Raw genomic sequence first — 13,740 nt, 5'->3', positions numbered from 1 at the left:
ATGGGATGGTGCATGGGCAAGGGGCGCGACGGGAACGGCCTCTTGCGGCGATGGGGCTTCTATGAGAACAAAAGGCGAATCATGCAAGGGAGCAAGGGACGATGCTGACGGGACGATGCCAGTGCGGGGCGATCCGCTACGAAGCGACCGGCGACCCGGCCTATAGCGCGCTGTGCCATTGCAAGGATTGTCGCGCCAGCGCCGGCGCGCCGATGGTCGGTTGGGCGCTGTTCCCGGACGATGCGGTAAAGATCGAGGGAGAGGCGGTGCGCTACCAATCCTCCGAGCATGCGACGCGCCATTTCTGCGGCACTTGCGGCACCGGCGTCTTCTACACCAATCCCGTCGCTTTCCCCGGCGCGATCGATATCCAGACGGGAACGTTGGACGATCCGACTGCCCTGCCGCCCCAGGCGCAGATTCAGATGGCCGAAGCCCTGCCATGGGTGGAAAAGGCGCACGACCTGCCGTCGTTCGACCGCTATCCCGAAGGGCCATAGGCCAAAACCGCCACTCGCCCTATCCTATGTATGCACCGCTTCACCGTCGGGATGGAACGGGGGTGTCACGACCGCTGTTTTGGTCCTGAACGGGGCGAAGAACAGAACATAGGAAAGGATGATCCCGATGAAATCCATCATGCTAGCTGGCGTTGCGATGTTGAGCTTCGCTGTAGCGGGCGGCGCTGCCATCGCGCAGGATATGCCTGCCCAGGGTATGCCTGCACAGGGGAGCAAGCCGCCCGCGGACGCCATGACGCCTCCGGCTGAACCAGCCCCGGCCGATCCGGCTGCAACGCCGCCTTCGGCTCCGGTCGCGCCTGACGCACCCGCTGCGCCTACCCCACCAACGCCACCGCAGCCTGACCCCAACGCCGGCCAGCCGACCGGCGCGGTTCCGGCCGATCCGGGCATGGCGCCAGCCCCCGCCGGCGTACCGAAGGATCCATCGGCTCCGATGGGGTCGTCTTCCAATCCGGTCACAGTGGGTGGGAATATGACGCCCGCGCCAACCGAGGCGAAGGACTATCCGACCTGTACCCGCACCGTGCAGGACAGCTGCGTCAATCGCGGCGAAGCGCCCAAGGGGCGTAAGCGCTAACGAATTGCGAGCCGAGGCGGGCGGCCATCAGCGCCGCCAGCCTCGGCTCAAAAATACAGTTTAACTGTCCAACTCGCTGTCTCGTTCGACGCGAGTGGGCGGTTTTCACTCCTCGGCGCGCAGCAGCGTGATCCGCGCCTTGCCGACATCGCGCACGGTGTCGACGGCAAAACCCTTCACCACCACATCCTCGCGCCGGTCGGTTTCGATGCTGATCCAGCTGGCGGCGTTGGTCCAACCCAGCCGCGCCAGCTTGTCGAGCGCCACCTGGCCCGCGCCGGTGCCATAGGGCGGGTCCATGAAAATGAGGTCCAGCGGCTTGGACGCCGACCCCAGCGCCATGACGCTGGAGGCGCGGACGTCCGGGCGAATGCCCAGCCGCTCACCATTGGCGCGGATCGCGTCGAGCGCCGGCTTGTCCTGCTCGACGAACAGGCAGGAGGCCGCACCGCGCGACAGAGCCTCGAACCCCAGCGCGCCCGACCCGGCGAAAAAGTCGCCCACCGACAGTCCCTCGAACGATCCGATACGGCTGAGCAGCATGGAAAACAGCGTCTCGCGCGTCCGGTCCCCGGTGGGGCGGGTCGCGTCACCCTTGGGCGCGGTCAACGGACGGCCGCGCCATTGGCCCGAAATGATCCTCATGCGTCGCCGTCTCCGTCAACCTCGTTGCGGTCTGCGGTCTTGCCTGCGGTCTTCCCCGCATCCCGCAACATCTTGCGGAAATGCGCCAATTCATGCTCGCGCACTTCTTCGACCGCGCCGACCGGCAATTCGCCCAGATGGAACGGGCCATAGCTGGTGCGGATCAGCCGGTTGACCTTGAGGTCCATATGTTCGAGCACGCGGCGAACTTCCCGGTTCTTGCCTTCGGTCAGGGTCATTTCGATCCACTGGTTGCGTCCGGTGCGGCGCTCCAGATTGGCCTCGATCGGGCCGTAGCGGATGCCGTCGATCTCCAGACCGTCGAACAGATCCTCCAACTGCTGCTGGCTGACCTCGCCAAAGGCGCGGGCGCGATAGGTGCGCGGCACGCCGGTTGCGGGCAACTCCATCTCGCGCTTGAAGCCGCCATCGGTGGTCAGCAGCAACAGCCCTTCCGTATTCATGTCCAGTCGACCGATCGGCATGACGCGCGGCAGGTCTGCGGGCAGCCGGTCGTAGATGGTCGGCCGTCCTACCGGATCGCGCTCGGTCGTCAGATAGCCGGTCGGCTTGTGGAACAGGAACAGGCGCGTCGGTTCGGGCGCGGCGATCGCGACCTCGTCCACCGTAACGCCATGCAGCGACGTCAGCAGCGTGGCGGGCGTGTCGATGACGACGCCGTCCTTGGCGACGCGGCCTTCCTCGATCATCCGTTCGATTTCGCGGCGGGAGGCGACACCGGCGCGGGCCAGCAGCTTGGCGATGCGCTGCGGTTCACCCTTGCCTTCGCTGGCCGCGGCATGAGCGGGATGAGGATTGGTGGTCGGCGTCGGCCCCTTGCCGCGCGGGCGGCGGGGCGGATAGGATTTGACGACATCATCACGCGGCCGGTCGGGCCGGCCACGTTCTTGGCGGGGGCTGTCCGATCGATCGGGGCGGCCGCGTTCCTGGCGTGGGCCGTCGGCGCGCGCGGGGCGAGCCCGTTCCTGCCGCACGCCATTCGGGCGGAAACCATCGCTGCCGGATCGTTCGGTCGTGGGGCGCTCGCTGCGCTGGCGCTCGGTCCGGGGACGTTCGCTCCGTTCGCCTTCGCTGCGAGGGCTGCGCGGCTTGGTGGCAGCATCGCGCGGACCGGTGCCACGGGCCGGCCGTGCGCCGGCATCGCTCCTGCTGCGGTCCGGACGCTCGCCGCGTGGACGTTCTGCGCGGTTCTCGTCGCCCTTGTAGAAGCGCGGCTTTGCCTCGCCTCGTTCGGCATTGCGACCCGCGCCACGATCCGGAGAGCCGCCGGTACGTTGACCGGAACGCCCCTGACTGGGGCCTCCCCGACCGGGGCCGGTCGGGCGTTTCGGACCGCCTGGTCCTCCCCTGCGGGGTGGTCCGGATTTTTTCGGCGGTTGCAACGGCGGATTCCTTTTCATGGGCACTGGCTATTCCCATATGGGATAAAAACCAGCAACAGGCTGAATTGTGCCGCTCCGGCGCTTGGGCGAGGGGGACTGACCGTCCATCGGGCAACCCGGTGCGGGGGCGCGGCGTTTCATCGGGTGCATGGCGGAATCAGGGCGGATCGGCAAATGTTTTTCGGGCTTGTGAAAGAGGGAGGCGCTGTCTCGAAGCGCCGCAAGGCGATCCGCACCATTTTGGTGGTGGAGGATGAGCCACTCGTCGCCTTCGACAATGAGCATACGCTGGCGCAGGCGGGCTATCGCATCGCCGCCACCGTGGACGATCATGACCATGCCGTCCGGGTAATGGACGAAGGCGGCGTCGACCTCGTCATCGCCGATGTCGCCATCCATGGTGAAAAGACCGGCATCGACGTCGCCCGCCATGCCGCCCTGTGTGGCCTGCCGGTGTTGTTCGTCACCGGCCGCTGCCCGGTGGAGGCGCGCACGCTGGCGGTCGGTTGCCTCGCCAAGCCCTACGCCCCGCGCGACCTGATCGCCGCGATCGGCGTAGTCGATGCGCTGCTGCGCGGCGCAAGGCGGCCAAAGCTGCCGCCCGGCCTCAGCCTGTTCGAACTGCCGGGCTGATCGCCGCACAGCGGACTTGCTTGGCGACGATCTGGTCATATGGTAGCCGCGAAACGGATACCACCGGGGGATTTAAGTGACGGATATCGCCGAACAGCCGAAAAACTGGCGGGACGTCATGCGTCCCTATTTCCGGCCGATGCCGTTCGTCTCTTTGCTGATCGGTATATCCAGCGGCTTTCCGCTGATGTTGCTGCTCGGCACGATGGGCTATTGGCTGTCGAAGGTCGGTATCCAGAAATCGACCATCGGTTTCGCCATCGGCCTCACCACACCCTATACGCTAAAATGGTTGTGGGCGCCTCTGGTGGACAAGCTGCCCCTGCCAGTATTGACCGGTCTGTTCGGTCAGCGCCGCGCCTGGCTGTTCTTCATCCAACTGCTGCTGTTTTGCGCGATCTGGATGCTCGGCAGCAGCGACCCTGCCAATCATCTGGGCTATTTCGCTTTTTGCGCGATCCTCGTGTCCTTCCTCGGCGCGACGCAGGATATCGTCATCGACGCCTATCGCATCGAGATATTGAGCGATGAGGAAATGCCCTATGGCACGGCGACCAACCAGTTCGGCTACCGTCTGGGCGCCTTCTTTTCTGGGGTCGGCACGATCTTTCTGTATTCGCCCGAAACCGGCCTCGGCCTGGGATGGGCGATGGCTTATGGCCTGACCGGCTTCCTCGTCCTGCCCGGCGCGATCGGCGCATTGATGGCGGGACCGGGCATCTATGTCGATCGCCATGCCGAAATGGCCGGCAAGAGCATGGGCGTCTGGCTCAAGGAAACGGTGCTGAACCCGTTCATCGAATTTCTGGGCCGTCGCGGGTCCGTGCTGATCCTGCTGTTCGTGTTGCTCTATAAGATTGGCGACGCGATGGGGCAGGGGATGCTCAATCCGATGATCGTCGATCTGGGTTTTAGCGATGCGGAGTTCATCGCGATCAACAAGGTGGTCGGTTTCTGGGGGCTGATCGTGGGTACCGCGCTGGCCGCGCCGTTCATCGCCTGGCTCGGCATGGGGCGCGCGCTCTTCTGGTCCGGCCTGATGATGATGCTCAGCAACCTGACCTTCGTTGGCGTGGCGATGCATGGCCATTCCACCCTGTGGCTGACCATTGCGGTCGCGACGGAACAGGTGACGAGCGGCATCGGGCTGACCGTGTTCGTGACATACCTGTCGGGCCTGTCGAGCCTGGCCTACACGGCGACGCAGTTCGCGCTGCTGTCCTCTTTCGCGGCCGTAGGGCGAACCTGGCTCGCTGCGCCGGCCGGTATCATCGCGGAACAGGCCGGATGGGTCGGCTTCTGGTTGATGACCGTGGTTGCCGCCGTACCGGGCATGCTGCTGCTGTGGATCATCTGGTACAAGGGGTTCGTGGTAGACAGCGTCAGGCAAGCCAGCACCCAGGACGACTGAACAAGGTTAGGGTCATGATCCTCATCGTCGCATCGCTTTGCGTTCAGATACTTTGCGCCATCGATGTCATCCGATCGGGCCGCAACCAGATCTGGCTGCTGTTCATCATGCTCTTTTCGCTGCTGGGCTGTTTCGCCTATCTGATGCTGGAGGTGCTGCCGCAGCATTGGAATAATCGCCATATCCGTACCGCGCGGGCGCAGGTGGTGGGCAAGGTCGATCCGGAGCGGGCCGTGCGCGATGCGCAGCGCAATCTGGACTTTGCTGAAACCGCCGCCAATTATATCGCTCTTGGCGATGCGCAGGCCATTCGTCATCGCTATGCGGACGCGGAAAGCGCCTATCGCAAGGCGCTGGCGATGGGACCGGGCGGCGATTGGGGCACCCAGGTCAAATTGGCCGGTGTCTTGTTCGAGCGGGGCGAAAGCGCGGAGGCGCTACGCTTGCTGGATGCCGCGCCGGAGTTGGGCATGGGTAGCGAACGGGATCGGCGCGCCTTGCTCAGGGCGCGGATCTTGGCCGATCTCGGCCGCGCGGCGGAAGCGCGATTGCTGTTCGAGGATGTGATCGAGCGGATAGCAGGCGAGGAGGCGCGGTGCCATTATGTCGCCTTCCTGCTGCAACAAGGCGATCGTTATCGCGCCCGGTCGATCCTGGAGGAAGTGGAGCGGCGCGCCAAAAGAATGGACCTGACCCAGCGCGCGGCCCAGGCCGACATGTATCGCTGGGCCGGCGAGCAACTGGCCGAATTGCGGAAGGTTTAACCGGCGGCGTAGAGATCCAGCGGCCGGCCCAGATCGCTATGCGCCTGCGCCACCGCTTGCAGGCAGGTCAGTGCGCCCAGCGCATGGTCGTTGCCCAGCAATTCGCTCACCTGATCATAGGCGGCATTGGGGTCGCGCAGCGCATCGCCGGTCGCCTGCATCATCAGCGCCTCGTCCGCGGTCATGCGGGCGCAGCAGCAGGGGGCGACCAATATCTTGCGGCTGGACGCGCGGGCGAGTTCCAGCATCATCGCGCGCATCAGCACCAGCGGCCGGCGATAGCTGCGGCCGAAGGCGCCCAGCATCGCATTGGCGGCATGGGCATCATTGACGCCCGCCGTCGCCATTCGGCGCATCACGAACAGGAACAGGCGATTGCCATAGCCGCCCGGAATGGGCCGGGGCAGGTCGAGGGGGGAGGTCTCTCCATAAGCCATAGAATCGCGCCTTCTGCGTTGGTCCGAGAAGGCTATCGTACGCTATTGCGAGTTAGTCGCAACTTTAATCAGTCGGGCAACTGATCGTTCAGTCGCAAAATTTCGCCCGCCAGATAGAGCGAGCCGCCGATCAGCAGCTTGGGTGCGGTGTCGCCCGCGAAAGCACATTCGTCGGCGATGGCGCCGATCGCCTGGCTTACATTGGCGTGCGCGGTGCAGGTGATGCCCCATTGGTCGGCGATGGCGGCGAAGCGTTCGGGCGGATGATGGTCATGGCCGGGCACCGGCAGCGCATGGATATGGGCGATCTTGCCCGCGAAGGGAGCGAGGAAAGCGTCCACTTCCTTGTTCGCCAGCATGCCGATGACGAGATGCAGCTTCTGCCCCTCCAGCCGCTCGTCGGTGAAGAAGGTGCCGATCGCTTCGCCTGCGCCGGCATTATGGCCGCCATCGAGCCAGGCGCTCGTTTCTGTTGGCAAGGATTGCAGCAGCGGGCCATGATCGAGCCGTTGCAAACGCGCCGGCCATTGTGCCCAGAGCGGCGCGGCCTTGAGCGCGGCTTCGGACAGGGGCACCGCGTTTTGATGCCGCAACATGGCGAAGGCCAGCGCGGCATTCTGCACCTGATGCGCGCCGGCGAGGCGGGGCAGCGGCGTTTCCAACCGGCCCAGATCGTCGCGATAATGCATTCGGTCGCGATAGACGGCGGCATCCCACCCATCGCCCTGTCCGATCCAGCGGGTGGATGCGTTGGCGACCGCGTCCATGATGACGGGGAAGAGCGATTCGGCGTAGCGCTGCGTCACCAGCGGCGCGCCGGCCTTGGCGATGCCGGCTTTTTCCGCCGCGATCTTTTCCAGCGTGTCGCCCAGAAAGGCCTGATGATCGATGCCGAGTTGCGCAATGCCGCACACGACGGGATCGGCGATGACGTTGGTCGCGTCGAGCCGCCCGCCCAGGCCGACTTCGATGATGCAGGCATCCGCTTCATGCTCAGAGAAGGCGAGGAAGGCGGCGGCGGTCGTGACCTCGAAGAAACTGGCGTTCACGCCTTCGGCGATATCGAGGACCCGTTCCAGATAACGGGCAAGCTGTTCGTCTGAAATCAACTGCCCCGCGATGCGGATACGCTCATTGAAGCGCACCAGATGGGGGGAGGTGAAGACATGGACGCTTTTCCCGTCCGCCTCGATCGCTGCGCGCAGGAAGGCGCAGGTCGATCCCTTGCCATTGGTGCCGGCGACATGAAAAACGGGGGGCAGCGACCGATGCGGATTGCCCAGCCGCTCCAGCAACTGGGTGATGCGTTCCAGACCCAGCACATCCGCGCCGGGGGATAGCGACCAGAGCCGGTCCAGTTGCGCCTGCACTTGTGCATCGTCCGAAACGGCGTGGTCGGCCATCTGCCTCAATCCCCCTGCGATATTTTTATATCGTCATTGCGAGCGAAGCGAAGCAATCCAATTGGCGCACCGTTGGATTGCTTCGCTTCGCTCGCAATGATTAACTAGTCCTTCAGGCTGCCGCGCGCGGGCTGAGATAGCCGATCACGCGGGCCAGCGCATCACGCAATTCGCTGCGATGCACGACCATGTCGATCATGCCATGGTCCAGCAGATATTCGGCGCGCTGGAATCCTTCGGGCAGCTTTTCGCGGATCGTGCTTTCGATCACGCGCTGGCCGGCGAAGCCGATCAGGGCATTGGGTTCCGAAATCTGGATGTCGCCCAGCATGGCATAGCTGGCGGTGACGCCGCCTGTGGTCGGATCGGTCAGCACGACGATATAGGGCAGGCCGGCCGCGTGCAGCTTCTGGATCGCCACGGTCGCGCGCGGCATCTGCATCAGGGACAATATGCCTTCCTGCATGCGCGCGCCACCGGCGGCGGTGAAGATGACATAAGGGCATTTATGGGCGATCGCGTCGTTGACGCCCTGGATGAAGGCCGCGCCCACGCCCATGCCCATGGAGCCGCCCATGAAGGCGAAATTCTGCACGCCCATGACCAGCGGTACGTCGTCGATCGCGCCGCGCGCGTTGATCAGCGCGTCCTGATCCCCGGTCGCGGCGCGGGCGGCCTTGATCCGATCGGGATAGCGCTTGGAATCGCGAAACTTGAGCGGATCTTCCGGCACATGCGGCGTCGGCAGCAGGATGAAACCGGCATCGAGGATCTGCTCGAACCGTTCCGACGGACCGATGCGGCCATGATGGTCGCAGCGCGGACAGACGGAGAGATTCTCTTCCCACTCCTTGATGAAGATCATCTCCTTGCAGGAGGGGCATTTGTGCCACAGCGTTTCGGCGGTGGTTTCCTTCTTGGTGAAGGGCAAAGCGTTACGAACGCGGTTGATCCAGCTCATGCGGCGGTCTCCCGAATAGAAAGGGCGTCGCGCAATTTGGCGACGAAATCCTGGACGAAGGGTGCGGCGGCGTCGCCATGCGACCCGATGATATCGACGATGGCGGAGCCGACGACCACGCCATCGGCAATACGACCGATGGCGGCGGCCTGTTCCGGCCCGCGCACGCCAAAGCCGACGGCGACCGGCAGGTCGGTGGCGGCCTTCAACTTGGCGACGGCGATTTCGATCGACGCCTGGGCCGCCGACTGCTTGCCGGTGACGCCTGCGACGGACACATAATAAAGGAAGCCGCTGGCACCGTTCAGCACGGCCGGCAGGCGCGCCGCGTCGCTGGTCGGCGTGGCGAGACGAACGAGGTGGACGCCGGCCGCGCGAAGGGCAGGGCCGATTTCGGCATCTTCCTCCGGCGGAATGTCGACGCAGATGACGCCATCGACGCCGGCCGCCTTGCACTGGTCGGCGAACCAGTCGGCGCCGCGGATCAACATCGGATTGGCATAGCCCATCAGGACGATCGGCGTGTCGGCGTGGCGGGCGCGGAAATCGGCGGCGAGGGCGAAGATATCCTTCGTCTTCGTGCCGGAACCCAGGCTGCGCAGGTTCGCCAGTTCGATCGCCGGGCCGTCGGCCATCGGATCGGTGAAGGGCATGCCCAGTTCGATGATATCCGCGCCGCCCGCGACCAATGCGTCGAGAATGGCGGGCGTCGATGCGACGTCAGGGTCGCCGGCAGTCACGAAGGTGATGAGCGCAGCACGGCCCTGCGCCTTGCAGGCGGCGAAGCGGGCGGAGAGACGGTCGGTCATGCTCACATCTCCACTCCCAGGGCGTCGGCGACGGTGAAGATATCCTTGTCCCCCCGGCCCGACAGATTGACCACGATGATCTGATCCGCGTCCAGCGTGGGGGCGACCTGCTCGGCGGCGGCGACGGCATGGGCGGATTCGAGCGCGGGGATGATGCCTTCCAGACGGGAGAGAGTCTGGAAGCTTTCCAGCGCCTCGTCATCCTTGATCGGCATATATTTCACCCGGCCGATTTCGTGCAGCCAGCTATGTTCCGGGCCGATGCCGGGATAGTCGAGGCCGGCCGAAATGCTGTGCGCTTCGGTGATCTGGCCGTCCTCGTCCTGAAGCAGGTACGTGCGGTTGCCGTGCAGGATGCCCGACTTGCCACCGGCGAGCGAGGCGGCATGCTTCTTGTCCAGCCCTTCGCCGGCCGCTTCCACGCCGATCATCGCAACGTCCGGATCGTCCAGGAAGGGATGGAACAGGCCGATGGCGTTGGAGCCGCCGCCGACCGGAGCGATCAGCAGGTCGGGCAGGCGGCCTTCGGCCTCCATGATCTGCGCGCGGGTTTCCTTGCCGATGATCGACTGGAAATCGCGGACCAGTTCAGGATAGGGGTGCGGCCCCGCAGCGGTGCCGATGATGTAGAAGGTGTCATGCACGTTCGACACCCAGTAACGCAGCGCGTCGTTCATCGAATCTTTGAGCGTCGAAGACCCCGAATGAACCGGGATGACCTCTGCGCCCAGCAGCTTCATGCGAAAGACGTTGGGCTTCTGCCGCTCGACATCCTTCGCGCCCATGAAGATCTTGCATTCCATGCCGAACAGGGCGGCGACGGTCGCGGTCGCAACGCCATGCTGGCCCGCGCCGGTTTCGGCGATGACCTTCTTCTTGCCCATGCGGCGGGCGAGCAGCGCCTGGCCGATGCAATTGTTGATCTTGTGCGCGCCGGTGTGGTTCAGCTCTTCGCGTTTGAGGTAGATTTTGGCGCCCTTGCCAGCAGGCGCTTTGGCGCGCAGCGCTTCGGTCAGCCGTTCCGCGTAATAAAGCGGGTTGGGGCGGCCTACATAGGAGCGCAGCAGTTCGGCAAATTCGGCGTCGAACGCCGGATCGGCCTTCGCCTCCTTATAGACCTTCTCCAGCTCCAGGATCAGCGGCATCAACGTTTCGGCGACATAGCGGCCACCAAAAGCGCCGAAATGGCCGTTGGCATCGGGCTGGCTGCGCAGGCTGTTGGGCAGGGTTACGGTATCGGTCATGACTATCTTTCCAAGGACAATATGGGGCGTTCGCTTTCGGTTTGGGAAGCGATCAGCGCCATCGTCCTTCGATGCGCATGGCAGGGATGTTCAGCATCAACATGGCTGAACCGCTTTGCAGAAGGCCATGATCTTGTCCACACTCTTGATGCCCGGCGCGCTTTCCACGCCCGACGAAACATCGACCAGAGGCGCGCCGCTGATACGAATGGCCTCGGCCACATTGTCGATGCCAAGGCCGCCGGACAGGCCCCATGGGGCGGCGATCGGCGCACCCTGCAACAAGGTCCAGTCGAAGCGCAGGCCCATGCCGCCGGGCAGTGCCGCGCCATCAGGGGTCTTGGCGTCGAACAGCAGCAGGTCGGCGGCACCGCCATAGGCATTGGCCGCGTCGATATCGGCGCGGGTCTTGACCGAAATCGCCTTCCACACCGGCAGGCCGAAGCGCGAACGGATCGCGGCTGCGCGTTCGGGCGTTTCCTTGCCATGCAACTGGAAGGCGCTGAGCGCGCCGGTGGCGACCAGTTCGGCCAGTATCTCGTCGGTCGGATCGACCACGACGGCGATGCGCTGGACATGCACGGGGATGGCGGCGGACAGTGCGCGGATCTGATCCGGCGCGACATGGCGCGGGCTTTTGGCGAAATGGACGAAGCCGACATGGCTCGCCCCGGCCTGTATGGCGGCGCCGACGGTTTCGGGCGTCGACAGACCACAAATCTTGATCGCGAGTCGGGACATGGGGAGCCTTTAAACCGTCAGGGCAGGGAAGTCACATGCCGCTCAAAGGCGGCTGGCCCGGCTGGGTAAGGTCCATGTCGTGCAGGGCGAGCCACTGGTCGGCATGGGTGATGCAGGCCTCCCCCAGGAAGCGGTCGAGCGTGGCGACGATGTCCGCGTCGCTCATCGTCGCGGGATCGAGCGGGGGGTGCCAGTGGAGCGCGAAATGCGGGCCATTGGTACGGACGAGATAGAAGGGCAGGAATTTGGCGCCGACTTTCCGGGCGAGCCGCAGGGCGATGGACAGATTGCCCGACGGTTCGATCGGGCGGCCGAAGGTCGGGAACCAGACCTGCCGGTCGCGCCGCTCGTCCGCCAATATATAGAGGGTGGCGCGATCCTTCTGCGTCAGATGCTTGAGTACGCCGCGCGCCGCGCCTTCGCCGCCGATCGCTTCGCCCATGTAGCTGGACCGGGCTTTCTTGAGCTGAGCCGCGATCTTGGGGTCGTCGGGGGCTTCATAGACGCCAAGGCCGGGCCGGTCAGTCGACCATTTGATATGGGCGGCGAGCAGATCCCAATTGCCCAAGTGCGCGGTGAAGGCGACCATCGGGCCGGGACCATCCAGAACGGCCTGATAGGCGGCCTTGTCCACCACCGTCACATGGGCGTCGTTCACCAGCCGGTCGATATTGGCCAGTTCCGCCATGGTGCGGCCGATATTGACCCAGCGGCGGGTCAATATTGCCTCTCGCTCCGCTTCCGGCAGGTCGGGGCGCAGAATGGTGAGGTTGGCGCGGGCGCGGGCGTCGCGCAGCTTCATGTTTCGGCGCGCGATGGTGGCGGAGAGCCATCCGCCGAGCCAGCTTGCGGTCGGTGCAGGCAGGCGGCGCATCAGGAAGAAGAGAAAGGGGTTGGAGAGCATCGTCCAAGCGTCATACAGCAGCAGATGCAGCGGTAAAGGGGCACAGGCGACAGTGATGTTTTGGGTTTGGATCGGCCTTCAGGCGCTGACCGTGCTGGGCGTCGTCAATTATTGGCGCAACCTGCCGACCGACCGCAGGCAGGAGGCCCCCGCCGGCGCGGTCGTAATCCTGAGCGTCCGCGACGATTGGGATGGCGGGCCGGACCTGATCGCCCGATTGAAGGCGCAGGAGGCCCCGTTTCGCCTGCTGATCGCGACATCGGGACAATGTCCGGCGGCGGATGCTCTGGCGGCGCGGGAAGGCGATTGGGTGCAGGTCGTTGCGGCGGGCACAGCCAGCGATGAGGGGCAAAAGATCCACAAGCTGCGTGCGGCTTTGCGGGCGTTGCGGCCGGGCGACACATGGCTGGTTTTCATCGACGCCGACATAGTGCCGCCGAAGCGGCTGGTCGGTCGGCTGCTCTTTCCGCTGGTGCGGGGCAAGGCGGATATCGCCACGGGTTATCGCATGCTGCTGCCGGCGGGGGGCGGCATTACGGGGTTGGTCGGCGCGGTGGAGATGCAACTGGCGACCCTGCCGCGATCGGCCAATGCGACCATGCCCTGGGGCGGCGCTATGGCGTTGTCGCGGGCAGTGGCCGAGCGGTTGGACCTGGACGGGGCGTTGGCGGGGCGGTTGTCCGACGACATGGCGATCGGCCTGGCCGGATGGCGGGCCAAGCTGCGGTTGCGGCCGGTGCGCGACCTACTCGTGGCCAGTCCGCTGGATGGGGATATGGCGTCGCTCTGGACCTTTGGCGTGCGGCAATATCGGCATATCGTCACCAACAGTCGGGGCATGTGGATGGTCGCGATGCTGGGCGTGGCGCTCCAGTCGAGCGGCTGGCTCTGGGCGATCGGCTGGGGCGGGTGGAGCGCCGTCGCGATCGGTTATGGCGCGGCCTGGAGCCGGGCGCTGGTGCGGCATCGGATCGCGCGATCGGTGCTGGAACCGGCGCAGGTGCGATGCGTCATGCGGTCGCTGCGTTGGGATATGGTCGCGCCGTTCGTGGTGAGTTGGGCGCATTTGGCGGGGCAGGTGCAGGCCGCTACGTCCAACCGCATCCGCTGGGGCGGCTGGGATTATCGGGTCAAGCGGGGCAAAGTGGTGGATATGGTGCGCAGCGCTTAACTTCGCACATTTCCCGCTCATGTTGAAATTTCGGTGCGGGGATAGGCGACTTTATGTCGCCGGCGCCTGCTTTTGTGTGCGTCCTTATCGGTAAGGTACGGCGCGTTCCCCGG

At 65.0% G+C, this 13,740-nt stretch carries 15 protein-coding genes; 6 read left to right on the top strand and 9 right to left on the bottom strand.

Annotation, left to right across the window (positions count from 1 at the left end):
- The first annotated feature begins 101 nt into the window (after positions 1-101).
- Both F4U94_RS09555 and F4U94_RS09550 read left to right on the top strand, forming a co-directional pair.
- Positions 102-500 carry a GFA family protein gene (locus F4U94_RS09555; RefSeq protein WP_120249759.1) on the top strand — a complete coding sequence of 133 codons (399 nt, stop codon included), beginning with the start codon at positions 102-104 and terminating at the stop codon, positions 498-500.
- 127 nt (positions 501-627) lie between these two features.
- The gene (locus tag F4U94_RS09550; protein WP_150411896.1) at positions 628-1,101 is read left to right on the top strand and encodes a Fe-S oxidoreductase; all 474 of its coding nucleotides are present in this window, start codon (positions 628-630) and stop codon (positions 1,099-1,101) included.
- 105 nt (positions 1,102-1,206) lie between these two features.
- Here the strand turns inward: F4U94_RS09550 and rsmD are convergent, their stop codons facing one another.
- The gene (rsmD, locus tag F4U94_RS09545) at positions 1,207-1,746 is read right to left on the bottom strand and encodes a 16S rRNA (guanine(966)-N(2))-methyltransferase RsmD (protein WP_120249761.1); all 540 of its coding nucleotides are present in this window, start codon (positions 1,744-1,746) and stop codon (positions 1,207-1,209) included.
- Positions 1,743-3,167 (bottom strand): pseudouridine synthase, encoded by a 1,425-nt coding sequence (locus F4U94_RS09540; RefSeq protein ID WP_249042039.1) that lies wholly within the window; start codon positions 3,165-3,167, stop codon positions 1,743-1,745. The genes rsmD and F4U94_RS09540 overlap by 4 nt, the downstream gene beginning before the upstream one ends.
- A gap of 156 nt (positions 3,168-3,323) precedes the next feature.
- Here F4U94_RS09540 and F4U94_RS09530 point away from each other — a divergent pair, with 156 nt between their 5' ends.
- The 3 genes from F4U94_RS09530 to F4U94_RS09520 all read left to right on the top strand — a co-directional run bounded on the left by F4U94_RS09530 (position 3,324) and on the right by F4U94_RS09520 (position 5,957).
- Positions 3,324-3,782: a response regulator gene (locus tag F4U94_RS09530; RefSeq protein ID WP_120249762.1), complete on the top strand. Its 459-nt coding sequence runs from the start codon at positions 3,324-3,326 to the stop codon at positions 3,780-3,782.
- A gap of 76 nt (positions 3,783-3,858) precedes the next feature.
- On the top strand, positions 3,859-5,193 hold the full coding sequence (locus F4U94_RS09525; RefSeq protein WP_232015867.1) for an AmpG family muropeptide MFS transporter: 1,335 nt from the start codon (positions 3,859-3,861) through the stop codon (positions 5,191-5,193).
- Between the two features lie 14 nt (positions 5,194-5,207).
- On the top strand, positions 5,208-5,957 hold the full coding sequence (locus F4U94_RS09520) for a tetratricopeptide repeat protein (RefSeq protein ID WP_120249763.1): 750 nt from the start codon (positions 5,208-5,210) through the stop codon (positions 5,955-5,957).
- On the opposite strand, the gene F4U94_RS09515 is transcribed toward F4U94_RS09520, so the two are convergent.
- The 7 genes from F4U94_RS09515 to F4U94_RS09485 form a co-directional block, all read right to left on the bottom strand.
- Entirely contained in the window at positions 5,954-6,394 is a 441-nt protein-coding gene (locus F4U94_RS09515; protein WP_120249764.1) for a DUF6628 family protein, read from the bottom strand. The two genes, F4U94_RS09520 and F4U94_RS09515, sit on opposite strands and share 4 nt — an antisense overlap.
- Before the next feature lie 68 nt (positions 6,395-6,462).
- Positions 6,463-7,797, bottom strand: a complete 1,335-nt coding sequence (locus F4U94_RS09510) for a bifunctional folylpolyglutamate synthase/dihydrofolate synthase (protein WP_120249765.1) — start codon at positions 7,795-7,797, stop codon at positions 6,463-6,465.
- A 112-nt stretch (positions 7,798-7,909) separates the two neighbouring features.
- Positions 7,910-8,758, bottom strand: a complete 849-nt coding sequence (gene accD / locus F4U94_RS09505; protein ID WP_120249766.1) for an acetyl-CoA carboxylase, carboxyltransferase subunit beta — start codon at positions 8,756-8,758, stop codon at positions 7,910-7,912.
- Positions 8,755-9,567 carry a tryptophan synthase subunit alpha gene (trpA, locus tag F4U94_RS09500; RefSeq protein ID WP_120249767.1) on the bottom strand — a complete coding sequence of 271 codons (813 nt, stop codon included), beginning with the start codon at positions 9,565-9,567 and terminating at the stop codon, positions 8,755-8,757. The genes accD and trpA overlap by 4 nt, the downstream gene beginning before the upstream one ends.
- A 2-nt stretch (positions 9,568-9,569) precedes the next feature.
- Positions 9,570-10,811: a tryptophan synthase subunit beta gene (trpB, locus tag F4U94_RS09495; RefSeq protein WP_120249768.1), complete on the bottom strand. Its 1,242-nt coding sequence runs from the start codon at positions 10,809-10,811 to the stop codon at positions 9,570-9,572.
- Positions 10,812-10,907: 96 nt separating this feature from the next.
- Complete coding sequence (locus tag F4U94_RS09490; protein WP_120249769.1) at positions 10,908-11,552, bottom strand: phosphoribosylanthranilate isomerase; 645 nt, start codon at positions 11,550-11,552, stop codon at positions 10,908-10,910.
- Positions 11,553-11,583: 31 nt separating this feature from the next.
- Positions 11,584-12,456 carry a lysophospholipid acyltransferase family protein gene (locus F4U94_RS09485; RefSeq protein ID WP_120249770.1) on the bottom strand — a complete coding sequence of 291 codons (873 nt, stop codon included), beginning with the start codon at positions 12,454-12,456 and terminating at the stop codon, positions 11,584-11,586.
- Positions 12,457-12,511: 55 nt separating this feature from the next.
- On the opposite strand from F4U94_RS09485, the gene F4U94_RS09480 reads away from it, so the two are divergent.
- The gene (locus F4U94_RS09480) at positions 12,512-13,627 is read left to right on the top strand and encodes a glycosyltransferase (protein WP_120249771.1); all 1,116 of its coding nucleotides are present in this window, start codon (positions 12,512-12,514) and stop codon (positions 13,625-13,627) included.
- Positions 13,628-13,740: the final 113 nt, after the last annotated feature.

This window comes from Sphingobium limneticum (assembly GCF_008710155.1).
Lineage (GTDB): Bacteria > Pseudomonadota > Alphaproteobacteria > Sphingomonadales > Sphingomonadaceae > Sphingobium > Sphingobium limneticum.
This window is presented reverse-complemented; position numbering and strand designations above follow the sequence as displayed.

Excerpts from the sequence above, each read along its gene's own strand:
- F4U94_RS09555 (WP_120249759.1), top strand. The coding sequence starts at position 102 with ATGCTGACGGGACGATGCCAGTGCGGGGCGATCCGCTACGAAGCGACC.
- F4U94_RS09550 (WP_150411896.1), top strand. The coding sequence starts at position 628 with ATGAAATCCATCATGCTAGCTGGCGTTGCGATGTTGAGCTTCGCTGTA.
- rsmD (WP_120249761.1), bottom strand. The coding sequence starts at position 1,746 with ATGAGGATCATTTCGGGCCAATGGCGCGGCCGTCCGTTGACCGCGCCC.
- F4U94_RS09540 (WP_249042039.1), bottom strand. The coding sequence starts at position 3,167 with ATGAAAAGGAATCCGCCGTTGCAACCGCCGAAAAAATCCGGACCACCC.
- F4U94_RS09530 (WP_120249762.1), top strand. The coding sequence starts at position 3,324 with ATGTTTTTCGGGCTTGTGAAAGAGGGAGGCGCTGTCTCGAAGCGCCGC.
- F4U94_RS09520 (WP_120249763.1), top strand. The coding sequence starts at position 5,208 with ATGATCCTCATCGTCGCATCGCTTTGCGTTCAGATACTTTGCGCCATC.
- F4U94_RS09515 (WP_120249764.1), bottom strand. The coding sequence starts at position 6,394 with ATGGCTTATGGAGAGACCTCCCCCCTCGACCTGCCCCGGCCCATTCCG.
- F4U94_RS09510 (WP_120249765.1), bottom strand. The coding sequence starts at position 7,797 with ATGGCCGACCACGCCGTTTCGGACGATGCACAAGTGCAGGCGCAACTG.
- accD (WP_120249766.1), bottom strand. The coding sequence starts at position 8,758 with ATGAGCTGGATCAACCGCGTTCGTAACGCTTTGCCCTTCACCAAGAAG.
- trpA (WP_120249767.1), bottom strand. The coding sequence starts at position 9,567 with ATGACCGACCGTCTCTCCGCCCGCTTCGCCGCCTGCAAGGCGCAGGGC.
- trpB (WP_120249768.1), bottom strand. The coding sequence starts at position 10,811 with ATGACCGATACCGTAACCCTGCCCAACAGCCTGCGCAGCCAGCCCGAT.
- F4U94_RS09490 (WP_120249769.1), bottom strand. The coding sequence starts at position 11,552 with ATGTCCCGACTCGCGATCAAGATTTGTGGTCTGTCGACGCCCGAAACC.
- F4U94_RS09485 (WP_120249770.1), bottom strand. The coding sequence starts at position 12,456 with ATGCTCTCCAACCCCTTTCTCTTCTTCCTGATGCGCCGCCTGCCTGCA.
- F4U94_RS09480 (WP_120249771.1), top strand. The coding sequence starts at position 12,512 with ATGTTTTGGGTTTGGATCGGCCTTCAGGCGCTGACCGTGCTGGGCGTC.